General features: G+C 42.1%; 17 protein-coding genes. 15 read left to right on the forward strand and 2 right to left on the reverse strand.

The window, feature by feature from the left end; translation table 11 throughout:
- Positions 1-378 precede the first annotated feature (378 nt).
- A complete protein-coding gene (locus IRB79_RS12265; protein ID WP_243508691.1) occupies positions 379-2,385 on the forward strand; it encodes a lipoteichoic acid synthase in 2,007 nt (668 codons plus the stop codon).
- Positions 2,386-2,443: 58 nt separating this feature from the next.
- Here IRB79_RS12265 and IRB79_RS12270 read toward each other — a convergent pair whose 3' ends face one another.
- Positions 2,444-3,955: a NarK family nitrate/nitrite MFS transporter gene (locus tag IRB79_RS12270; protein ID WP_243508693.1), complete on the reverse strand. Its 1,512-nt coding sequence runs from the start codon at positions 3,953-3,955 to the stop codon at positions 2,444-2,446.
- 322 nt (positions 3,956-4,277) lie between these two features.
- Here IRB79_RS12270 and nirB (IRB79_RS12275) point away from each other — a divergent pair, with 322 nt between their 5' ends.
- The 14 genes from nirB (IRB79_RS12275) (at position 4,278) to IRB79_RS12340 (ending at position 23,959) form a co-directional block, all read left to right on the forward strand.
- On the forward strand, positions 4,278-6,629 hold the full coding sequence (gene nirB / locus IRB79_RS12275; RefSeq protein ID WP_243508695.1) for a nitrite reductase large subunit NirB: 2,352 nt from the start codon (positions 4,278-4,280) through the stop codon (positions 6,627-6,629).
- A 55-nt stretch (positions 6,630-6,684) separates the two neighbouring features.
- Complete coding sequence (gene nasC / locus IRB79_RS12280) at positions 6,685-8,820, forward strand: assimilatory nitrate reductase catalytic subunit NasC (protein WP_243508697.1); 2,136 nt, start codon at positions 6,685-6,687, stop codon at positions 8,818-8,820.
- A 57-nt stretch (positions 8,821-8,877) separates the two neighbouring features.
- Positions 8,878-11,292, forward strand: coding sequence for a nitrite reductase large subunit NirB (gene nirB, locus IRB79_RS12285; RefSeq protein WP_243508698.1), 2,415 nt, complete (start codon positions 8,878-8,880; stop codon positions 11,290-11,292).
- A 15-nt stretch (positions 11,293-11,307) separates the two neighbouring features.
- A complete protein-coding gene (nirD, locus tag IRB79_RS12290; protein WP_243508700.1) occupies positions 11,308-11,634 on the forward strand; it encodes a nitrite reductase small subunit NirD in 327 nt (108 codons plus the stop codon).
- A 24-nt stretch (positions 11,635-11,658) separates the two neighbouring features.
- The gene (locus IRB79_RS12295; protein ID WP_243508701.1) at positions 11,659-12,474 is read left to right on the forward strand and encodes a uroporphyrinogen-III synthase; all 816 of its coding nucleotides are present in this window, start codon (positions 11,659-11,661) and stop codon (positions 12,472-12,474) included.
- Positions 12,475-12,496: 22 nt separating this feature from the next.
- On the forward strand, positions 12,497-13,978 hold the full coding sequence (gene cobA / locus IRB79_RS12300; protein ID WP_243508703.1) for a uroporphyrinogen-III C-methyltransferase: 1,482 nt from the start codon (positions 12,497-12,499) through the stop codon (positions 13,976-13,978).
- A 169-nt stretch (positions 13,979-14,147) separates the two neighbouring features.
- Positions 14,148-15,155: a LacI family DNA-binding transcriptional regulator gene (locus IRB79_RS12305; protein ID WP_243508704.1), complete on the forward strand. Its 1,008-nt coding sequence runs from the start codon at positions 14,148-14,150 to the stop codon at positions 15,153-15,155.
- Between the two features lie 81 nt (positions 15,156-15,236).
- Positions 15,237-16,469, forward strand: coding sequence for an ABC transporter substrate-binding protein (locus IRB79_RS12310; protein ID WP_243508706.1), 1,233 nt, complete (start codon positions 15,237-15,239; stop codon positions 16,467-16,469).
- 62 nt (positions 16,470-16,531) lie between these two features.
- The gene (locus tag IRB79_RS12315; RefSeq protein WP_035330521.1) at positions 16,532-17,395 is read left to right on the forward strand and encodes a carbohydrate ABC transporter permease; all 864 of its coding nucleotides are present in this window, start codon (positions 16,532-16,534) and stop codon (positions 17,393-17,395) included.
- Positions 17,395-18,216, forward strand: coding sequence for a carbohydrate ABC transporter permease (locus IRB79_RS12320; RefSeq protein ID WP_243508707.1), 822 nt, complete (start codon positions 17,395-17,397; stop codon positions 18,214-18,216). Before IRB79_RS12315 ends, IRB79_RS12320 begins: the two co-directional genes overlap by 1 nt.
- Positions 18,217-18,244: 28 nt before the next feature.
- Entirely contained in the window at positions 18,245-19,930 is a 1,686-nt protein-coding gene (locus IRB79_RS12325; protein WP_243508709.1) for a glycoside hydrolase family 13 protein, read from the forward strand.
- A gap of 58 nt (positions 19,931-19,988) precedes the next feature.
- A complete protein-coding gene (locus tag IRB79_RS12330) occupies positions 19,989-21,608 on the forward strand; it encodes a glycoside hydrolase family 13 protein (protein WP_243508710.1) in 1,620 nt (539 codons plus the stop codon).
- Between the two features lie 95 nt (positions 21,609-21,703).
- Positions 21,704-22,504 (forward strand): PP2C family serine/threonine-protein phosphatase, encoded by an 801-nt coding sequence (locus tag IRB79_RS12335; RefSeq protein WP_243508711.1) that lies wholly within the window; start codon positions 21,704-21,706, stop codon positions 22,502-22,504.
- 369 nt (positions 22,505-22,873) lie between these two features.
- Positions 22,874-23,959: a nitric oxide synthase oxygenase gene (locus IRB79_RS12340; RefSeq protein WP_279401059.1), complete on the forward strand. Its 1,086-nt coding sequence runs from the start codon at positions 22,874-22,876 to the stop codon at positions 23,957-23,959.
- 36 nt (positions 23,960-23,995) lie between these two features.
- On the opposite strand, the gene IRB79_RS12345 is transcribed toward IRB79_RS12340, so the two are convergent.
- Positions 23,996-24,151, reverse strand: a complete 156-nt coding sequence (locus IRB79_RS12345) for a hypothetical protein (RefSeq protein WP_243508713.1) — start codon at positions 24,149-24,151, stop codon at positions 23,996-23,998.
- Positions 24,152-24,172: the final 21 nt, after the last annotated feature.

A 24,172-nucleotide genomic window follows, 5' to 3' on the forward strand; every position in this document is an offset into this window, starting at 1 on the left:
CGAATCATATATATAGGCTGTTGTCTGTTTTTTCTCTTCCTTGAAAAATTATAGATTTATAAGTTTTTACATAAAAAGTGAAACCAAATTGCATTTCATTCGTCTATATAGACGTGCAGCATTTATTAATGTGCAACAGCCAGCTTAGGCTGTGAACAGGGCACTCCCCTGTTTTATAGTCATTAAAGAGCATTTTATCTGGACATGCTTGACATTTTATCAAATGCGAGTATAGTTATATTCTTGTGCAGTGCTTTTTTTGCATGTTCATAGATTATTAATATTTATCAGGTAAACTAATAATTGGGCTGATTGCCAACATAAGATTTTTAAATTACTAGCGAAGTATGTTAGAATAATGTGCTAGAAGGCAGGTGTATGATTTTGAATACTTTACTTCATAAAAGTCAGGATATATTTAATAAATATATAGGCTTTTTCTTTTTAGCAGTATTTCTGCTCTGGATGAAAACGTATATTACTCAAATGACACAATTTAACTTAGGCATTGAAAGTGCCTTGCAGCAGTTCCTTTTATTCATTAACCCGCTTGGATCTTCATTGCTGTTTTTAGGATTTGCATTCTTTTTTAAAGGCAGAAGAAAATATATCGCCTTAATGGTAATGTATTTCTTGCTTTCGTTCCTGCTGTTTGCAAACGCAGTGTACTATCGTTTCTTTAATGATTTTATTACATTGCCGACTTTGACGCAGACACAGAATTTTGGTGACGTCAGCGGAAGCATCAGCTCATTATTACAGCCGACTGATATCTTTTTCTTCCTTGATTTCATCTTGCTTGCCGGCTTGCTTGTATTTAAAGCCGTTAAAATCGAAACAAAGGATATGACGCGCCGCCGATCTGCAGCTATAATTTATGCTTCACTGGCCATTTCCTTTGCTAACCTAGGATTGGCAGAAACAGACCGCCCGGAACTTTTGACAAGAGGTTTTGACCGCAACTATATTGTTAAGTATTTAGGCATGTACAATTATACGATTTATGATGCAGTTCAAAGCACGAAGGCATCCGCGCAAAGAGTTATGGCGGATAGCAGTGATACTACCGAAGTCATCAACTTTACAAAATCGAATTATGCTGAACCAAATCCGAAGTACTTCGGTAAAGGGGAAGGCATGAATGTAATCTACCTTCACCTGGAATCCATTCAGACATTCTTAATGAATTATGAACTGCACGGTGAAGAAGTAACGCCATTCTTAAATTCACTGATTGAAGAAGAAAATACAACGTATTTTGATAACTTCTTCCATCAGACTGCACAAGGGAAAACGGCAGATGCTGAGTTTATCCTTGAAAACTCCCTATATGGATTGCCGCAGGGTTCTGCTTTTACAACTAAGGGCATGAATACGTACAATGCTGCTCCTGCAATTCTGAAAGATAAAGGATATACATCTGCAGTCTTCCACGGTAACTCAGGAAGTTTCTGGAACCGTAATGAAATTTATAAATCATTTGGATATGACAACTTTTTTGATGCAGATTACTATGATTTAAAACCAGAAAACATGGCTGACTATGGTCTGATGGATAAACCGTTCTTTGAACAATCCATGCCGTACCTGAAGTCGCTAAAACAGCCGTTCTATTCAAAGTTTATTACAGTATCTCATCACTATCCGTATCATATGGATCAGGAGCAGGCAACAATTGAGCCGCATACCACTGGGGACAAATCAGTGGATAATTATTTCCAGACAGCCCGGTATGCTGATGAAGCACTTAAACAGTTCTTTGAACAGCTAAAAGCTTCCGGCCTGTATGAGAACTCAGTGATTGTCATGTATGGTGACCATTATGGTATTTCCAAGAATCATAATAAAGCAATGGAACAAGTGCTTGGCAAGGAAATTTCAGCGTTCGATAGTGCCGGTCTGCAGCGTGTGCCTCTGTTCATCCGAGTACCTGGCATGGAGGGCGGAGTAAATCATGAATTTGGCGGACAGATTGACCTTATGCCGACATTGATGCACTTGCTTGGCATTGATACTAAACAGTATTTGCAATTCGGTACTGACTTATTATCAGAAAATCATGATGACCTTGTGCCGTTCCGTAACGGAGATTTCATGAGTCCAACCATTTCATCTGTTGACGGCAAATTCTATGACTCAACAACTGGTGAACTGCTGGATGAAAGCCGTTTTGAAGAAGCGAAAAAACTTCAGGAAAGTGCCGAGCAGAAATTGGCGCTATCTGATAAAGTGGTAAATGGAGATCTTCTCCGCTTCTACACACCGGAAAATTTCGAACCGGTTGACCGTTCGAAATACGATTACAAAGCCGAAGGCAATGGAGTAAACAAGAAAAGCGAAGTAACTGAAGAAACGGCTGAAGCAGATAAGCCATCAAATGAATAACTAGTAAAGGCTGCCTGGAAATTCCAGGTAGCCTTTTTGGTTACAATTGGTAAAGTCCTTATAATGCCTTTTGTTCGCGGATGCTCTCTTTGGCATGTGCAGGCTTGTTATGCTGATGGTCCAGTTCGGAAAGATAGTATTCTGAGCTGAACGAGTTCTTCGGCTCCTCAAGCCAGAACAAACATATGGCAAAGCTTACCAGTGCTCCACCTGCAAGAATAAAAAAGAATGTTTGCGGTGAAACAAAGGTATATAGGGTTAAATATATCGTTGCGCCGACATTGCCATAAGCGCCTGCCATTCCGGCTATCTGGCCTGTTATACGTTTCTTTATCATCGGTATGACCGCAAAGGTTGCTCCCTCTGCCCCCTGTATGAACATGGATGTCAGAATGGTCATGAGAACAGCGGCAAGGAGGGGCCAGCTGGAATCGATAAAGCCCATTCCGAGGAGGCCAGCAGAGATTCCTAGCATATATACAAGCATCACCCGCTTGCGATTTCCCATCCTATCTGAAAGGATCCCGCCAAGAGGCCGGGCTATGAGGTTAATAAAAGCAAATGAAGCTGCGATTAATCCTGCTGTCGAGGGAGTCAGGGAAAAAGTCAGCTGAAAAAACATGGGCAGCATGGATACAATGGCAAGCTCTGCTCCAAAATTTGCAAAGTATGTACTGTTCAATGCTGCCACATTTTTAAAATTATATTGATCTTCATCTGGTACTCCTGCTTTTAGAATCGGGATGTTCACTTCCAATATCTTATAAAGCTGTATGATGAAAGCTATTCCAATCAGGCTCAAGACAATATATAAAGTGCTTTCCGCAATAAATCCCAGATTTTCGATCCTCCATGCACTGATTGCCAAAGCACCGCCAAGCGGAATCGACCACAAAATCAGTCTGAACATATCCCCCCAAGTGCTGACTTCCATTGCCCCCGATTTTTTCGGTTTAACAAGGGACTTTCCCTCAGGAGTATCCTTAACTGCCCAATAATAGAAGATTCCATAAGCAAAACAAATGAGTCCTGTAAGGGCTAAGGCATATCTCCAGCCATTTTCTCCGCCGAAAAGCGTAAGACCGATAAAGGGAAGTACCATCGCTGCTGCAGCTGAGCCGAAATTTCCCCAGCCTCCATATAATCCTTCTGCAAACCCTACATCTTTTGGCGGGAACCACTCTGAAACCATGCGTATGCCAATAACGAAGCTCGCTCCTATGCTGCCGAGCACTAAGCGGGAAATCATGAGCTGCAGCCAGTTATCTGCGAACGCAAAAATCAATGCAGGAACGGACATGACAATTAATAAAGAAGAATAGATTATCCGGGGTCCGAACCGATCCAAAAGGCTGCCAATAATAATTCTGGCTGGAATGGTTAAGGCTACATTCAAAATTCCAAGAGCAGCCATATGCTCGGCAGTAAGCCAATTCATTTCACTCAGCATCGTCGTGGCTAAAGGTGCCATGTTGTACCAGGTAAAAAATGAAATAAAAAAGGCTATCCATGTTAAATGCAAAATCTTCATTCGCTCATCTTTAAATTTAAAAATGTCCGCTAACTTCAATTAAAATCCTCCTTCAATTACCTGAATATTTTTATATCATTGCATAAAATTTAATTGAATGTGATTATTATGTAAGGTTTTCTTACATACGACAAAAGTCCTATTATTGATCAAACCTCTTGATATATCCGAGATTAAACGCTTTCATATCAATGTAAACTAAGGTAAAAAGTAGGAGTGGCGCCAATTGGAAAAGATAGGGCAAAAGGATAGTAAAAATAAAAATATTCAAAAAGTTATGTTAATTACGATTTCCATGTGATATTATCTAACATATCAAAAAAGAAATGAGGAAAGGCGGGGAATAGCTTGGGGAGGGAGTATGATGGCTAAAGAAAAGCTAGTTGTCATTGGAAACGGGATGGCAGGCGTACGATGTGTGGAGGAAATCATTCAGCATGATCCGGAAAGATTTTCGATTTCTATATTCGGAAGTGAAAAGTATCTCAATTATAATCGCATCTTATTGTCTTCTGTCCTGCAGGGGAATTCTTCAATTGAACAACTGACCATACATCACTCAGACTGGTACGCCAGAAACCATATCAATGTCTTCACAAATGAAACCGTATTGGATATTGACACCGCCAGAAAAACAATTTACACAATCAAAAATAGAATAGTTCCCTTTGACAAGCTGATTATTGCGACCGGATCAACGCCTATTGTCCCTTCGCTGGCAGGCGGCAGCAAAGATGGGATCCTGACGTTCCGTACGATAGAAGATTGCAGGCGGATTATGAATGCAACAGAAAAGGGCAGAAAAGCAGCAGTTATTGGGGGAGGTTTTCTTGGGCTTGAAGCTGCTCAGGGCCTGATCCAAATGGGTATGGACGTTCATGTCGTTCATAACGCTGAAAGAATTATGAATAAACAGCTGGATGATAAAGCGGCAAAACTCCTGCAAAACTCACTCGAAGCTCAAGGGATGAACTTTCTGCTGAACAGGGAAACGGAACGCTTTGAAGGAAGAGAACGAGTCGAAAAGCTTATTTTTACCGATGGATTGGAACTTGTGGCAGATCTGGTCATTATTGCTGCAGGTGTGACTCCAAATAGTAAGCTGGCCAAATCCTCTGGATTAAAAACGAACCGGGGAATTCTGGTCAATGATTTTATGCAGACAAGTAATTCAGCTATTTATGCAGTAGGGGAATGCGCTGAACATAGAGGGAGGATCTATGGGCTGGTAAAACCGCTGTATGAGCAGGGCAAAATACTCGCTGCACATATTTGTGGAAAGGATGTACCGCCATATCAGGGTTCAATTCTATCTTCAAAGCTGAAAATATCCGGAACAAATGTATTTTCTGCAGGCAATCTTTTTGAAAAAGGCTTTACTCAAGCCATGACACTTTACGATGAAGATGAAAAAACATATAAAAAAATAGTGTTTAAACATAACAAAATTGCCGGATTTTTATTAGTAGGAGACCTAAATGGCCATGTGAGGTTAATGGACATGATGGAAAAAAAGCAGAAGTTTTCAGATGAGGAAAAGCTGCTTTTGCTGAATTCCTCAAAAGAAGAATACCCTATCAGCTCAATGGCTAAGACCGGTATCATATGCAGCTGCAATAGTGTGACAAAAAAAGCAATTATTGAAGCTGTTTCAGCAAATGGGCTAGAAACTACTGAAGAAGTGAAAAAATGCACAAAGGCTTCGGGTACATGCGGTGGCTGCAAACCTTTGGTAGAAGAGCTGCTTTCCTATATAAAGAGTGATGATTTCCATGAGGATATTGAACCCGGCACATTCTGTTCCTGTACAAATCTAAGCGAAGAAGAGGTAATAGAAGAAATCCAGCTTCGAGGGCTGATAAGCATAAACGAGGTCTTTGCTGTTTTGGGATGGCGGAATCAAAATGGCTGCCGCTTTTGTGTGTCTGCTCTTCATTATATTCTTCGAATGGCTGTTCCTGGTTATGAAGGAGATGGGCAATCGGTCTTCTATGAAGATACACACAATGCTGTTAAGGAAGAAGACGGCACTTTTACCATAATTCCCCAAATAAACGGAAGTGAAGTGTCTGGCGGCCTATTAAAGAAGATAGGTGAGGCAGCCGAGCAATACAGCATACCTGAAATTGCTTTGAGCCATGATGGACGGATCCTATTAAAAGGGATCATGCAAGAAAATCTGCCGGCCATTTGGGAGACCCTGAATACGAAATTAATCCCTATTCCCATTGATAATGCCGTTCGTGTTTTGCTGGTGGCTGGTTTCAATGGCTGCAGCTGCACAAAAGACAGTTCAAGGAATATGGCTGTACGGCTTCAGGGAAAAACGGAATATTTGCTGTCGCCAAACAGGCTCGAGATTGGAATTGCGGCTTGCGTACATGGAAAAAATAGCATGGCCGGTCATGATATCGAGGTAAAGGTGCACGTGCAGGAATGGGAAATCCACATCGGCGGGACTGAAGGAAGCCAATTAAGGGGTGAGCTTTTGGCTATTGCTTCAACTGAAGAGGAAACGGAAGAACTGTTATGCTCATTGGTTCAGTATTTCAGAGAATCGGCCAGATACCAGGAAACCTTGAAGGAATGGACAGATCGAATGGGGATTATTCACCTGCGAGAAGTGGTGTTCGACTTTGAGCTGAGAAGCATCTTGCTTCGCCGTCTTGAAATAGATTCATCTGGCAGCCGGAGAAGATTGCCCGTTACCTAGCGGGAACCTGTCTATATCAATGAAAGAATATAGGAAAGGCGGAAAGGAACGGACTATGACAGAACTGTTATTAAAATATTTCCGAACAAAGCAGCGGGAGGTTCAATCAGAGAGAGTTTATGATACGCAATGTCCTTTCTGCAGTATGCAATGCAAAAAGCAGGTGATTGAACAGTCCGTCGTAACAAGGAAGAAATATCGGGTTCTAGGAAAAGAGAATCCTGCATCACACGGACGTTTATGCATTAAAGGGATGAATGCCCACCAGCATGCCATGCATCCGGACCGCCTGCAATATCCGCTGCTTAAAGTGAATGGGAAGTTCGAACAAATTCCCTGGGATAAGGCAATGAGAATTATGAAGGAAAAATTTCAATCCATTCAGGCTATGCATGGATTTAATGCCTTATCCGCGTATGGAGGGGGTTCCTTAACGAATGAGACAGCATACCTTTTGGGCAAATTTGCACGAGTGGCATTAAAAACGAAATATATTGATTATAATGGGCGGTTCTGCATGTCTTCAGCGGCAGCGGCTGCCAATCATGCTTTTGGCATAGACCGGGGAATGACGAATGGACTTAATGATATTCCGCTGGCTAAATGCATCATACTGGCCGGCTCCAATATAGCCGAATGCCAGCCAACACTTCTTCCTTATTTTGAAAAAGCGAAGGAAAACGGATCCTTTATTATCGTAATAGATCCGCGGGAAACAGCGACAGCGAAAATGGCTGATTTGCATTTAAAACCGAGGCCTGGCACTGATGCAGCATTGGCTAACGGGATATTACAAGTTTTGCTTGCAGAAAAAGAGATTGATCTTTCTTTTATTAAGGAAAGAACGAACGGCTTTGCAGAGCTTAAGGCTTTTGTGGAAACGATTAAGCTGGAAGACATTGAGGAATTGACCGGAGTGCCATCCAGCCAAATTAGAAAAGCGGCTATCCTGTTTGGCAAAGCTGCAACCGGGATGGTTTTTACAGCAAGGGGCGTTGAACAGCATACGAATGGATACCAAACTGTAAGAAATTTTATAAATATTCTATTAGTTACAGGGAAGATTGGCAAGGCCGGCAGCGGATATGGGGCAATTACCGGTCAGGGAAATGGCCAGGGGGGACGGGAGCATGGCCTGAAAGCAGACCAGCTTCCAGGATACCGTTCCATTGAAAATCCGGAACACCGCCGCTATCTCGCACGTGTCTGGAATATAGACGAATCGGATTTGCCCGGCAAAGGCGTTTCTGCTTATGAAATGATGGAGAAAATCAGCCAGGGTGAAATAAGAGGAATGCTGTTGATGGGCTCAAATCCAGTTGTTTCTAATCCCAATGCAGAGTTTGTTAAAAACACATTGGAAAAACTCGATTTCCTTGTTGCTGCTGATCTATTTATCTCTGAAACAGCCGAATTGGCAGATCTGATTTTGCCGGTGAGTTCTTATTTGGAGAATGAGGGCACGATGACAAATCTGGAGGGACGTGTCATGCATCGTCCCTGTGCCATGCCTAGCCCAGGATCAGTAAAACATGATTGGCAAATACTTTGTGAGATTTCCAGATTATTAGGGAAGGAAGAGTATTTTTCTTTTTCAGGTCCTGAAGAAATCTTCAATGAACTGAGAGAAGCCAGCAGAGGCGGTATTGCAGATTATTACGGAATTGATTATAAGCGCCTTAAAAATGGGGATGGGGTTCTGTGGCCTTGTCCGGATGCTGCCCATCCGGGAACAGAGAGGCTTTTTGATGACAGCTTTGCCCACGAAGACAAGAGAGCAGTCATGATTCCTGTACCCAGCAGGGCAGAAGCAGAAAAAGAGACACCCAATAGGAAATATCCCCTTTACCTTACAACAGGCAGAGTCGTTTCACATTATTTGACCGGAGTTCAGACAAGAAAGAGCGCTTCACTGGCAGCCAGAAATGTTGAATCTTTTGCCGAAATACACCCGGAAACTGCCAATCGATATAGCATTGGGAACAAGTCGCTTATCAAGATTGAATCAAAAAGAGGCAGTATTGTGGTTAGGAGCCATTTGACGGAGGCTATTAGGAAGGATACAGTTTTCGTTCCTTTTCACTGGGCTGAAACTCAAAATGTCAATCTCCTGGTATCGGATCAGCTCGATCCGGTTTGCCGTATGCCTGGTTTTAAAATAACAGCAGTGAACATAAGCCGTTTAGAATGACCATCAGCAGGACAGTGAATAATCCATAAAAAAATCAAATGACCGGGAGGCTTTTTAATGGAAAAAAAGAAATTGGTTCTTGTTGGAAATGGAATGGCAGGCGTCAGGACAGTAGAAGAAATTTTAAAAGCTGCTCCTGAGAAATTTGAGATTACTATATTCGGCAGCGAGCCTCATCCCAATTATAATCGTATTCTGCTATCAAAAGTTTTACAGGGGGATACAGATGTAAAAGATATTACACTGAATGATTGGGAGTGGTATAAAACAAATAACATTACTTTATATTCAGGAGAAACGGTAGTGAAGGCAGACCCGGACAGGAAAGTTGTCATCTCTGATAAGGGAAGAGCAGAGCCTTATGATGAACTTATTCTTGCAACAGGCTCTGTGCCATTCATTCTTCCTATACCCGGATCAGATAAGGAAGGGGTTACGGCTTTCAGGGATTTGGAGGATACCGATATAATGCTGCAGGCATCCAAAAAATATAAAAAGGCGGCGGTCATTGGCGGCGGGGTGCTTGGTTTGGAGGCTGCGAGAGGCTTGTTGAATTTAGGCATGGAAGTGTCAGTGATCCACATATCACCTTATTTGATGGAAAGGCAGCTGGACGAAACAGCTGGAAAGCTTTTGCAAAAAGAGCTAGAAGATCAAGGGATGAATTTTTTGCTTGAAAAGCAGACAGAGGCCATCATTGGGAATGAACGCGTTGAAGGATTGACGTTCACTGACGGTACAATGCTTGAAGCAGATCTGGTAGTCATGGCAGCTGGCATCCGTCCGAATATAAAGCTTGCGCAGGAGAGCGGTTTACAGGTGAACCGGGGCATCGTGGTCAATGATTATCTTGAAACGAGCATTCCCCATATATATTCAGTCGGTGAATGCGCCGAGCATAAAGGAATTCCATATGGCCTGGTCGCCCCGCTCTATGAACAGGGAAAAGTGCTGGCCAAACATATCTGTGGAAAGGAAACAGATCCCTATAAAGGGTCCGTTCTCTCTACCCAGCTAAAAGTATCGGGGGTAGAAGTATTCTCCGCGGGAGATTTTTTGGAGGATCAAGAGAAAAAAGCATTAAAAATATTCGATGACCATGAAGGAGTTTATAAAAAAATCGTCTTTCGTGGAAATAAAATCGTTGGTGCCGTTCTGTTTGGCGAGAGCCAGGATGGAAATCGCCTGTTCTCAATGATTAAAAAGCAGGCCGACATTTCTGATACGGCAAAGGTTTCCCTATTGCAGCCGATCGGGAGTGAAGAAGGAGGAAGCCATGCTGCTGAAATGACTCATGAGGAAATCATCTGCGGATGCAACGGTGTTACCAAAGGAATGATCGTTGAAGCCATACAATCGGAAGGCTGCACAACAGTAGATCAAATAAAAGCATGCACAAGTGCTTCCCGTTCATGCGGCGGCTGTAAACCACTTGTAGCTGACCTGCTTCAGCATACTCTTGGCGCGGAATTCGACGCGAGTGCTCAAAAGGAGGCGATTTGCAGCTGTACTTCATTTTCGAGGGATGAAGTGGTAGAAGAAATTCGATCGAAGGGACTAACCCATGTAAAAGAAGTAATGAGTGTCCTTGGCTGGGATTCAGAAGAAGGCTGTTCCAAATGTCGTCCTGCCATCAATTATTATTTGGGAATGGTCAACCCAACTCGCTATGAAGATGAACGGGAATCTCGCTTTGTTAATGAAAGGATGCATGCCAATATCCAAAAAGATGGGACCTATTCGGTTGTTCCAAGAATGTACGGAGGAGTGACAAATTCGAATGATTTGCGCAAGATTGCCGATGTCGTTGATAAATTTGCAATTCCGCTGGTAAAAGTAACAGGGGGCCAAAGGATTGATTTGTTCGGCGTAAAAAAAGAGGATTTGCCTAAAGTTTGGTCAGATCTGGATATGCCATCAGGGTATGCATATGGAAAATCGCTCCGCACTGTCAAAACATGTGTCGGGGAGCAATTCTGCCGCTTCGGAACGCAGGATTCAATGGGCATTGGGATAGCACTGGAAAAGAAATTTGAAGGACTGCAGACGCCGCATAAAGTGAAAATGGCAGTATCCGCCTGCCCTAGAAGCTGTGCTGAATCAGGATTCAAAGACATCGGCTTCATTGGCATTGATGGCGGATGGGAAATCTACGTTGGCGGCAACGGCGGCACCCATGTAAGAGGGGGAGATTTACTTTATAAGGTAAAAACAGATGACGAATTAATGGAAGTCACAGGTGCTTACCTTCAATTTTACAGAGAAACGGCTAATTATTTGGAACGTACCTCCGCCTGGGTGGAACGGGTTGGTTTGGCTCACGTCCAGTCTGTTCTGGATGATAAAGAGAAGCGAAAAGAGTTAAATGCACGAATGGATGAGGCCCTATCAGTTCACAAAGACCCATGGAAAGAGATTATTAATAACCATAAAACAAAAATGGAATTGTTTGAGAATCTCGTAAGAACATAAAAGGGGGAGTTTCGTTTGGTTAATAAAAGCATCATCAAGGTCCTGGTTGGCTCCATTCAAGGTTTGCCCGAAAAATTGGGGAAAACAGTGAAGGCTGGCGGAAAAGAAATCGCTGTGTTCCGGTTATCAAATGGCAAAATCCGTGCAGTGGAAAACCGATGTCCACATAAAGGCGGAGTACTGACTGAGGGCTTAGTCAGCGGAGACTCCGTTTTTTGCCCCATGCATGATTGGAAAATCTGTCTGGAAGATGGCAAAGTTCACGCGCCAGATACCGGCTGTGTCCAGACTTTTAAAACAATAGTTGAGAATGAGACAGTCTATCTTATAATAGAAGAATAATAAGATCAGGCTGGAGGTTTAAGAATGAAAAAGCTGGAAGGAAAGAAAATTGCTCTATTGGGGTCTAGAAAAATCGAAGAAATAACTAAAATTGTTGAAAACCTGGGAGGTGCCGCCATCAGCAGGCCCGCGCAGGGAACTTCCCTTCGTATAGACAAAAAATTGAAAGAACATATTGGCCTTATTACATCAGGCGAGTTTGATTGGATTATCTTTACAACTGGGATCGGAGTAGAGACCTTGTATAATACCGCTCAGGAAATGGGAATGGGAGAAGAATTTATTAAGGTTCTTCGAAATTGCCAAATTGCAGCAAGAGGGTATAAAACAGTTAATATGTTAAAAAAACTGGGTGTCACACCAGAGGTACGGGATGATGATGGAAGCACAGCAGGGCTTGTCAGAAGTCTCGGAGACTATTCACTGGAAAACAAGAAGGTGGCTCTGCAGCTTCACGGTGATCCTGCACCAAAGCTGATTCAATGGCTTGATGAACAGAAAGCTCAATATGAAGAAGTTCTTCCCTATATTCACAATCCGCCGGAAACGGAAGTAATGGAAAAACTTCTTTCAGAGCTGCTGGGAGGGGAAGTGGATGCGGCTGTTTTTACCAGCACCCCGCAAGTGAGACATTTATTGCATTTTGCGCGTGAAGAGGGTGCTGAAAATCAATTGAAAGATGTTTTCTCCCAAAAAGTAATTGCACTGGCAGTCGGAAAAGTAACTGCACAAGCTTTATTTGATGAAGGAATTGACAGGGTTATTTTTCCGGAACACGAAAGGATGGGGAGTGCAATTGTAGAACTGTCCAGCTATTATCATAAAAACTCCGGGGAATAAAAGGAAGCAAAGGGGTGGGATTTTGAAGAAAGGGAAAGTATATCTTGTTGGTGCAGGCCCTGGGGATGAAGGCTTAATTACGGTTAAAGGGTTAGCAGCCATTCAGAAAGCTGATGTAATCTTATATGACCGCCTAATAAATCCAAAACTGCTGGAATCTGCGCCTTCTCATTGTGAGCTGATTTATTGCGGGAAGTTTCCGAAACAGCATTTACTGAAACAGGAAATCATCAATGAGATTTTAATAGACAAAGCAATGAAGGGATATAATGTAATCCGTTTAAAAGGCGGTGACCCGGGGGTTTTTGGCCGGGTCGGGGAGGAAGCGGAAGCACTAGTGGAACAAGAAATCCCATATGAAATTGTACCAGGGATTTCTTCAGGAGTTGCGGTGCCTTTATATGCAGGGATCCCTGTGACACATCGCGAATATGGGATTTCCTTTGCGCTGGTATCCGCCCATGATAAATCCAATGAAGGGAAGCCTGATATTGATTGGAGCGGATTAGTCTCAAGCGTGGACACGGTTGCCTTTTACATGGGAGTATCCAATATTTCTTATATTGCAGATAACCTTATCCTTCATGGAAAGCCGAAAGAAACTCCAGTGATCCTTATCCAATGGGGGACATATGGCAGACAGAAAACACTGCAGGGTACAATAGGGGATATTGCAGAAAAAGTAAAGGAAACAGGAATACAAAATCCAGCAATTACTTTAGTTGGCGGTATTGTTTCTTTAAGAGATAAATTAAAATGGTTCGAAAACAAGCCTCTTTACGGAAGACAGATTCTTTTAGCACGTACAGGCACTGCAAGAAGCACTTTGGCAGCACAACTGAAAGAACAGGGGGCAGATGTGATCGAGTTTCCGAAATGGACGAAAAAAGATGTTCCTTCAAATGATAAAATACTCAATCAACTTTTCACGTATAAACGCATTTTATTCACATCCCCGGAATGCACGAATGAGTTCATTGATTTATTGATTAATAGAAAAATGGATATAAGAAATGTTCGGGCAGATTTATACTGTTTGTCCAAAAAATCATTGAAAGTCTTGAAGGAACGGGGATTAACCGGCCGGCTTGCAGCTGAAATGAACTTTTGTGGACCGCTTCTGATAGTGGGGAATCGGAGTTTGAATGTGAAAAAAATCCCTTATATCGAGCCGGATGGAAATCATGATATTCTCCAAACCAGTGAAACAATCCTTGATGAATCTTTTATTCCTGTTGTTGGACATATGCTAAGGGAGACAACTTTAGACACCATCATATTTCCCAGCAGTTCCTCTGTCGATGCCTTTATGAAGAGTGTGGGCTATTATGGCATAGAGCCAGATGACCTGATCAAAAAGCTAACAATCGTTTGTATGGGAAAGAGTTCAGGGCAGCAAATAAACGCATACGGTTATACACCTGATTCTGTCCTGTCAGAACCAAATGCGTTTGAATTAGCGAAGGCTTTAATTCAGGAGAAAGTGCTGGAAAGCATAAAATGATAATAAAGCTTTCCCCTGATCCGGACACCTATTTAGGTGCCGGCTTTTATTTTATTGGGAAGCTTATATTTTTTCAAAAAATTATTGAAAAGGCTTACACAACATGATATTATTACAACGTAAACGTTTTCGTAACAAAAATAATACAGCAATTTAAAGCAGGTGGGATATGTCTTATACCATCAAAGATGTTGCCAAAAAAGCAAATGTCTCCATTGCAACAGTTTCCAGGATTTTGAATGGCCAGGGAGGCTATTCGGAAAAAACAAAATTCAAGGTTCTTAAAGTGATTGAAGAACTGGGATACCAGCCAAACGCAGTGGCAAGAGGATTAATTAACAAAAGAACACATACGATTGGGGTGCTTTTCCCGAAGCTTTCCAGTTCTCTGGTAACCGATCTGCTGGATGGCATTGAAAAGGCTGCTAATGACAACGGTTCCAGTGTGATCGTCTGCCATACAGAATCAAATGGCGAAAAAACGATGAAATACCTCCAGCTGCTTATCGAAAAAAGGGTAGACGGGATAATTTTCGCAAGTGAAATATTAAAAGATGAGTATTATCAATTTGTAACCAAAACCAAGATGCCGATGATTTTGCTTTCGACAGAGTCCTATGCGTACCCGGTGCCTTTTGTAAAGGTCAATGATTTTCATGCAGCATATGCTGCAGCTAAGCATTTAATCGACAAGGGGCATACCAAAATTGGAATGATAAGCGGAAACAAGGATGATATCATCGCGGGAATTCCCAGGATTGAAGGCTTTAAGAAAGCTTTATCAGATCATGGCATACCGCTGGGTTCCGAAAATATTGTGTTCAGCAGGGGATTTACATTCCCTGATGGGGTTGAGGGCTTTAAAAAGCTTGTCGAACAGTTCCCGGATGTTACGGCGATATTTGCTGCAAGTGATGAAATGGCTATCGGTGCCTTATCCGCAGCATATCAATTGAGAATTAACGTCCCGGAAGAGTTGTCTGTTATGGGTTATGATAACTTGAGCCTGGCTGAGATGTCCATCCCGCCGCTGACTACAGTAGGACAGCCTCTCGCAAAAATGGGTGAGGCTGCTGCAGAAATGCTTTTTACCATCATGGAAACTGGCGAAACTCCGGAAAGCCGGATTATGCCGCATAAAATCATTGAAAGAATGAGTGTGAAAGAGAGGCAATAAAGAACTCTCTTTTTCTCAGCTCAATTACGTAAACGTTTACGTAATTGAGCTATAAAACAAAAACACATAGGGGGATATACCATGTTTAAAAAAATGACTGCAGGTGTGATGGCATTAACTTTAGGAGCCTCTTTATTGGCTGGATGTTCATCTGATGGTGCTGATGACGGAAAAGTAACGCTTGAGCTATTCTCCAATAAATCAGAAAGCATCGAGACATACAAAGGATTGATTAAAGAATTTGAAGCGGAAAATCCGGATATTAAGATCAAATTGGATGCACCGCCAGAAGCGGAAACAGTCCTGAAAACACGGCTTACCAAAAATGATCTTCCTGATATCATGTCCATTGCTGGTAATGCAACATACGGCGAGCTTGGACGTGCAGGCGTTCTAGAGGATTTTTCAGGCACTGATTTAGCTAAAACAGTCCAGCCATCTTATATCGACATGATCAATCGTCTTGTAGGACCTGAAAGTGAAGGTACTTTCGGACTTCCGTATGCTACAAATGCGAATGCGGTTATTTACAATAAAGCGAAGTTTGAAGAACATGGCCTTGAAGTCCCTGCTACCTGGGATGAATTCATCGCCAGTCTTGAAAAGGTGAAGGCTGCTGGTGACACACCGATTTACTTCACGTTAAAAGATGCCTGGACTGGCATGATTGCGTGGAACTCTCTTGGTGCGAATGTTGCAGGAGAAGATTTTTCCGAAAAGAAAAATGCCGGCGAAACATCATTCATGGAAAAATATGATGAAGTTGCAGACAAGATGGCTACATTAGTCCAGTATGGCCACAAGGGCAATATGGGTGTCGCTTATGGAGATGGAAACAATGCATTTGCGGGCGGCAAGTCTGTTTTCTATCTGCAAGGCAACTGGGCAATCCCTGAAATTCTAAAGGCAAATCCGGACATGGAACTTGGTGTATTCCCAATGCCTGTAACAAACGATCCTGCAGAAAACAAACTTGTTTCTGGTGTAGATGTTCTTTTAGCAGTCAGCGAAAGCACCGAGCACAAAGAAGAAGCGATGAAATTTGCTGAATTCATGATGAATAAAGAAACAGCTCAAAAGTATATTGACGAGCAGAAAGCTTTCTCAGCCATTGAAGGAGTGTATCAGGAAGACCCGGTATTTGAAGGAATCAAAGCAAACTTTGAAAATGGCACCATCACAAGCTTCCCTGATCACTATTACCCTGCAGGCATGGGAGCTGAAAACCTAGTTCAGGAATTCCTGATTAAGAAGGATAAAGAAAAATTCCTGAAGAAAATGGACAGCGAGTGGGAAAAAGTTCAAAACCGCTAGCTAATGGCATAGGCCAGGGAATCTCTTTAGATTTCCTGGCCTTCTAAAAAGGAGTTGTCAATATGAAAAAGAAAAACAGTGTGTTTCTCATCATCACGATACCCGCTTTCCTTCTTTTTTTCATTTTCCACAGCTTTCCCGCTTTGCAGGGGATTTTTTACAGCTTTACGGATTGGAAAGGGTATGGAGATTGGAATTTTGTTGGATTGAAAAACTACCTTAACGTTTTTAAAGATGAACGAGCAGGAGATGCTTACTTATTTACTTTTAAATTTGCCATTGTTGCGACCATTTTGGTCAATATCATAAGCCTTCTCGTGGCCATCGGGCTTAATTCCAAGATTAAGTTTCACAAAACGCTTCGGGCAATCTACTTCTTGCCTTACATTCTGAGTATCTTGATTGTTGGCTTTATCTTTAATTTTATTTTTGCTCATTTCCTGCCGCAGATTGGCGATGCATTCGGATGGGAATTTTTGACCCGCAATATTCTTGGAAACCCGGACCTTGCCTGGATCGGCATTGTCATCGTGGCCGTTTGGCAGGCTGTGTCCTTTAATACCATTTTGTATCTTGCAGGGCTTGTGACAATTTCAGAGGATTTATATGAAGCAGCCAGCATTGATGGTGCCGGAGTCTGGACAAAGTTCTGGAAAATTACATTTCCGCTGATCGCACCATTTTTCACCATTAATATGGTTCTGTCATTGAAAAACTTCCTTATGGTCTTTGATCAGATTGTTGCCTTGACTGGAGGAGGCCCGGGAAAGTCGACCGAATCCATTTCCCTGCTTATTTACAGAGGAGGATTTGAAGGCGGCGAGTTTGCGTATCAATCAGCCAATGCAGTCATATACTTCATCGTCATCATCGTCTTTTCTGTTATTCAGCTTAAATTCTTAAATAAAAGAGAGGTGGAAAACTAATGAATCGCAAAAAATCGAGCTGGCTGGTGACCTCTCTATTAATCTTAGGTTCATTGCTCATTCTTTTTCCACTGTATTTAACCATAACCATTGCGTTTAAAACGCCGCCTGAAATGGCAGGAAATTTACTGGCTCTCCCTAAATCCTGGTCATTTGACAACTTTGCACAGGCCATCGAAATGACTAATTTCTTTAATGCGTTTAAAAACAGTGCATTTGTTACAATTTTCGTTGTGATTTTTACAGTGTTATCGAACTCGCTTGTATCTTATGCCATTGCCAGAAATCTTCATAAGAAGTTTTATAAGTTTCTATACTTCTATTTTTTAAGTGCCATGTTCATTCCTTTTCCCATCATTATGCTGCCGCTTGTCAAACAGACCAGTGCCTGGGGTATGGATAACCTGGTTGGATTAATCATTTTGTATATCGTTTTCAACCTTTCCTTTAATGTGTTTATCTATATTGGCTACATTCGTGCTATTCCTGTGGAATTGGAAGAAGCGGCCATTATGGACGGTGCAACTACATGGGGTGTTTTCTGGAAAGTCATTTTCCCGCTTCTTGCGCCAATGAATGCAACCGTCGCCATCATCACTAGTCTGGGTGCATGGAATGACTTCATGCTGCCGCTCGTTCTGCTCAGTGACCGGGAAATGGCCACATTGCCGCTTGTCCAATACATTTTCCAGGGCCAATTCAGCACAGATTATAATCTCGCATTTGCTTCCTACTTAATGGCACTTGCGCCAATGATTATTGTGTACATTTTTGCCCAGAAATGGATTATTAGCGGTGTAATGAAAGGTTCAATAAAATAAAATTATTCTTTGATCGGAGTTGTAAAAATTGAACAAAACATGGTGGAAAGAAAGTGTCATTTATCAAATCTACCCAAGAAGCTTTAACGATTCCAATGGGGACGGAATTGGCGATATCAACGGAATCACTGAAAAAATTCCCTATTTAAGCGAACTGGGTATCGATGTCATCTGGCTATCCCCCGTTTACGAATCGCCTAATGATGATAATGGCTATGACATCTCAGATTACCGCAATATCATGGACGAGTTCGGAACTATGGAAAATTTTGACAGAATGCTGAACAAAGCCCATGAGTACGGCATCAAAATCATGATGGATCTCGTTGTCAACCACTCAAGCGATGAACACCGATGGTTCCAGGAATCACGAAAATCCAAAGATAATCCCTGCAGAGATTATTATATCTGGAAGAAAACAGACAACGGCGAACCTCCAACGAATTGGGGTGCTGCGTTTGGCGGAAGTGTATGGGAATATGATGAACAAACAGGCGAATATTACCTGCACCTTTTCAGCAAAAAGCAGCCTGACTTGAATTGGGAAAATCCTGTATTAAGAAATGAAGTGTATGAAATGATGCGCTTCTGGCTGGACAAAGGCATTGATGGATTCCGCATGGATGTCGTCAATTTCATTTCCAAAGATACCAGCTATCCACAGGGGGAGATTCGTGAAGGTCACAAATATGGGGACGGCAGCAAGTATTATATGAATGGACCAAGAATTCATGAATTCCTGCAGGAAATGAACAAAGAAGCCCTTAGCCCCTATGATACCATTACGGTTGGCGAGATGCCTGGTGTAACAGTTGAAGAAGGCAAGCTCTATACAGGCAAGGACAGAAATGAATTGAATATGGTATTCCATTTTGAACATGTAGGGCTTGGCGACGGGCAATACGGCAAATGGGATCCGCGTCATTGGAAACTAACTGAACTGAAAGAGATTTTCAGCAAGTGGCAAAAGGGTCTTGAGGAAGATGGCTGGAACAGCTTGTACTGGAGCAACCACGACCAGCCTCGTGCCATCTCCAGATGGGGGAATGACTCAGAGGAATACCGCGTTACTTCTGGTAAGATGATTGCGGCATGCCTGCATATGATGCAGGGGACGCCTTATATTTACCAGGGCGAAGAAATCGGCATGACAAACGTCAAGTTCAATGACATCAATGATTACCGTGATATCGAAACGTTAAATGCATACAGTGATCTTACACCGGATTCCTTAACACATGATGAAATCTTTAAAGGCATTCATGAGAGAGGCCGGGATAATGCGAGAACGCCTGTTCAGTGGGATGCCAGCCCGAATGCAGGCTTTACAGACGGAACCCCTTGGATCAATGTGAATCCAAATTATGAGGGGATTAACGCCGAAGCAGTTTTAAAAGATGAAGATTCCATCTTCCATTTTTATAAGAAGCTCATTCAGCTTAGAAAGCAAAATGAAGTGATTGTTTATGGCACATTCGATTTAGTCATGGAAGAAGATGAGCAGATCTTCGCCTATACAAGAACTCTTGGTGATGACCAGCTGCTTGTGATCTGCAACTTCAGTAAAGAAACTCCTGACTTTAAGCTGCCAGACCATGTCCGGTACTCCTCTAAGGAACTGCTGATTTCCAACCTGGATGCAGATGAAAATGAAGAAATTGAAAACCTGCCACTCAAGCCATATGAAGCAAGAGTGTATCGTTTGAAGAAATAGAGATAGGGCCTGTTTAGGGCTCTTTTTTACGAAGAAATGATGAAGTGAGGTGTCCAATGTGAATAAAAAATGGTGGAAAGAAGCTGCAGTTTATCAAGTATACTGGCGAAGTTTTTATGATTCCAATGGTGACGGCTATGGTGATTTAAGAGGGGTAATGGAGAAGCTTGATTATATAAAGAATCTTGGGATTGATGTGATTTGGCTAAATCCATTCTATCATTCACCAGACCGTGATAATGGTTATGACATCTCAGATTACTATGGGATTATGAAAAAAGCCGGTGACATGGCGGCTTTTGAAGAGCTGATTGGTGAAATCCATCATCGCGGAATGAAGGTGATTATGGATCTGGTCGTGAACCATACTTCAGATCAGCATCCCTGGTTTTTGGAATCAAGCTCTTCCAAAAATAATCCGAAAAGAGATTGGTATATCTGGAAAGATCCAAAGGATGGAAGGGAGCCGAATAACTGGCGTTCCTATTTTGCCCCGTCCTGCTGGGAATGGGACAAAACTGCAGGACAATATTATTATCATTCCTTTGCTGTCGAGCAGCCGGATCTTAACTGGAAAAATCCCGAGCTCCGTCAGGAAATTTACAAAATGATGAGATTTTGGCTGGATAAAGGCATCGATGGGTTTCGAATGGATGTGATTAATTTATTGGCAAAAAGAGAAGATTTATCAGATGCAGAAAATCCATATGATATAAGTTATTTGGCCAATAACCCTGGTATCCATGACTATCTTCAGGAAATGCATCATGAAGTCCTTCGGCATTATGATGTGATGACAGTCGGCGAGATCCCGTTTGTTTCACCAGAAGATGGCCTGCTCTATGTGGATGAAAGCCGGAATGAACTGAACACATTATTCCATTTTCAAGTGGCAGATGAAATGCCGGCATGGGATATGCTCAGATTCAAGGAAATCCAAACAAGCTGGTATGCAGGCCTAAAGCAGAAAGGGTGGAATTCGCAATTCCTTAACAACCATGATCACACAAGGCAGGTTACCCGCTATGGAAATGATGGCCAGTATCGTATTCAGTCTGCAAAACTGTTGGCAGCAATGATTCATACATTGCCTGGAACTCCATATATCTATCAGGGCGAAGAAATTGGCATGACAGGTGTAAGATTTGATTCCATTGAAGACTACAATGACATTGCCATGAAAAACAAATATCATGAAGAAGTTTCAAAAGGGCGTGACCCCCAGGAGGTCTTTGAAAGCCTATTGCTCCTGAGCCGTGATAACTCCAGAACCCCGATGCAGTGGAATGACAGCTGCCAGGCCGGTTTTACAGCTGGCGAACCATGGATCAAAGTGAATCCGAATTATAAGAAAATCAACGTCGAAGCAGCTCTGAAGGATCAAGACTCCGTATTTTATTTCTACAAAAAGCTGATTGAATTAAGAAAACAAAACGAGGTAATGGTTTACGGGGATTATAAAGATCTATTGCCTGATGATGAACACTTATATGTATATACACGCTCCTATAATGGTGTAACCTGGCTGATCGTATTAAACCATGGTGATGAGAAGCAGACATTTAATTTTGATGGCTTTACAAGCCGGGAGCTGATTCTCTCTAATTACAAGAGTGACACTGAAAAAAATGAAGAAGTATTGCTTCCGCATGAAGCGAGAATTTATGAGATAAATTAATGGTTAAAACAGAGGACCAGTGCGGTTCTCTGTTTTTGTTGACAAACTTTTCTAAACAAATATTATTATGTTAAAACATGGAAGGGGCCGTCTCAATGACTATATTAGAATATTCCTGGGTTGGCAGTGAGGAGCCGTACCTGGACGAAATAGGCATTCAGCATGTCGGAAGAATGGTATTAGGGCGTTTCGGAGGAGCTAGGACTGCTGGACAAGATAAAAATGAAGACGGCTGCCTGCTATGGACAAGTATTAACCAAGATTGGGAGTTTACTGTTTTACTGGATGCCCATACTACAGCTGAAAGCGCTGAGTTAGTTATTCAAACGGTCAAATCACTGAAAACGGAAATCATTGCTTTATTAGTGCTGCCGCCTGGGGAAGCGTTTGAACAGGTTGGCGGATTACTGCTAAATAAATTTAAAAGTCAGGATTTCAAGGCGAAATGCAAAAAGGTTAAAGGTGAAACAGCCTTCCTATGTGTGATCAGACAAAGCTCTTTTCTTTGGTGGCTATCAATCGGGGATTGTATTTTGCATTTATTCCACCCTGAACTGGCTGCATTTAACGAATATCAGCAAAACCACCGAAGTTTTTATGAGTGGGTGGGAAAAGTCAATACCTTTGATTTGCCGGTACCCTGCTATAGCTCGGGTACAAAGGAGCTCAGAAAAGGAAGAAATCATATTTTTTTAACTACAGATGGACTGACAGAATGCCCTAACACCAACTTTGCTGAGCCAAAAGAAATTTTTAATCTCTTTAGCATGTTCGGGAATGAGGATGGGGTCCGTGAGCTATTAAAGTTAATAAAAAATAAGGATGTCCGGGACAGTACGACCATCATATCCTGGATAATTGATGCAGAAGATGAAGGAAGCAAGCCCAGCAGCTGAATTGACAGATTAATGGCAGAAAATCGGCGGAGTAAAAGGAGATAAACCGGAGACAAAAGAGAATCTGGATGAATAACGACGAAAAAGAAGATGGTGCACTAAGAATGGTAGTTAATCAGAGGGAATAACACCAAAAAAGAAGATGGTGCACTAAGAATGGTAGTTAATCTGACGGAATAACCACAAAAAAGAAGCCATGCCGCCCAGTATGAGAGTCAACCACAATAAAACAATAATAAAAATTAATCCGCTCCTTCTCAAAAAGCATGTTAACCAAAAAAATCCGGGAAACCACAGAACATCATTTCTTTCTCCCCAACCCTCCCTATGCTATCATTAACAAATAGTCTATTCTGGGAGGATTCATCTTTGAAAAAGGACTTACTTGAAGAAGCAGCAGAATTTATAAAAATGTTTTATAGTGAACAGAATAAAAGTCCTGCTGAACTAAACAACAGACTAAGGGAAATCGAACATTCAATTGCAGAGCATGGGTTATATGAACAAACTTTTGAAGAACTGGAATTTGGTGCAAAAGCTGCCTGGCGAAATAGCAATCGCTGCATAGGAAGACTTTTTTGGGATCAGCTGAAGGTTTTGGACAAACGGAATGCGAAACAAGAGGATGAAGTATTTTCTGCTCTGTTTGAACATATTCAATTTGCCACGAACAATGGCAGGCTCCGTCCGGCCATCACCATCTTATCTCAAGACACTTCCGAGCAGAAAATCAGAATTTGGAATCATCAGCTAATCCGGTATGCTGGCTATGAGACTGCGGATGGCATTATTGGCGATCCCCATTCCATCCCTTTTACCAAGCAATGCATGAAATTGGGCTGGGAGCCCAAGTACGGCAAATTTGATGTGCTGCCATTAGTTGTACAAATGAACAATCAGCAGCCCCAATTAAGGGAAATACCTGAAGAGCTGATTCTCGAAGTAGGGATTGAGCATCCAGAATATAATTGGTTCAGTGACCTCGGTTTGAAATGGTACGCAGTCCCGATGATATCGGATATGAAACTGGAAATTGGGGGCATTTCCTACAAAGCAGCCCCTTTCAATGGCTGGTATATGGGTACTGAAATCGGTGCGCGGAACCTGGCAGACGATTTTCGTTATGATATGCTCCCGCAGATTGCCTCATTAATGGGGCTGGATACCAGGTCGCATTCTTCGCTTTGGAAGGATCGGGCACTGGTGGAATTGAATGCAGCCGTATTGCATTCCTTTAAAAAAGAAGGGGTCAGCATAGTAGACCATCATACTGCTGCACAGCAATTCAAAAAATTTGAAGAAAACGAAAAGAGCCAGGGAAGAGACCTGACCGGTGACTGGAACTGGCTGATCCCGCCCGTATCCCCTGCAGCTACACATATTTTTCATAAACAGTATAATAATGAAGTAAAAACGCCTAATTACTTCTATCAAGATACTCCTTATCAAAAATAAAAGCCGGCATCCGATCATGCCGGCTTTCTTCATTGGTTAAATCATTTCTTCATCACTGGTTCTCCGGTCTGTCTTCTCAGGAGGAATCTTGGAAAGCTGATCCATAGGCTCCATCATAGATTCAAGAAGACTTCCTTTAACTTGATTCTGTTCTTCCATACTATCCGGCTGAATACGCTCGCCTTTGTCCATCACTTCACCTCATTTAATATT

This window comes from Cytobacillus oceanisediminis, from assembly GCF_022811925.1.
In the GTDB taxonomy this organism is placed as follows: domain Bacteria; phylum Bacillota; class Bacilli; order Bacillales; family Cytobacillaceae; genus Cytobacillus; species Cytobacillus oceanisediminis_D.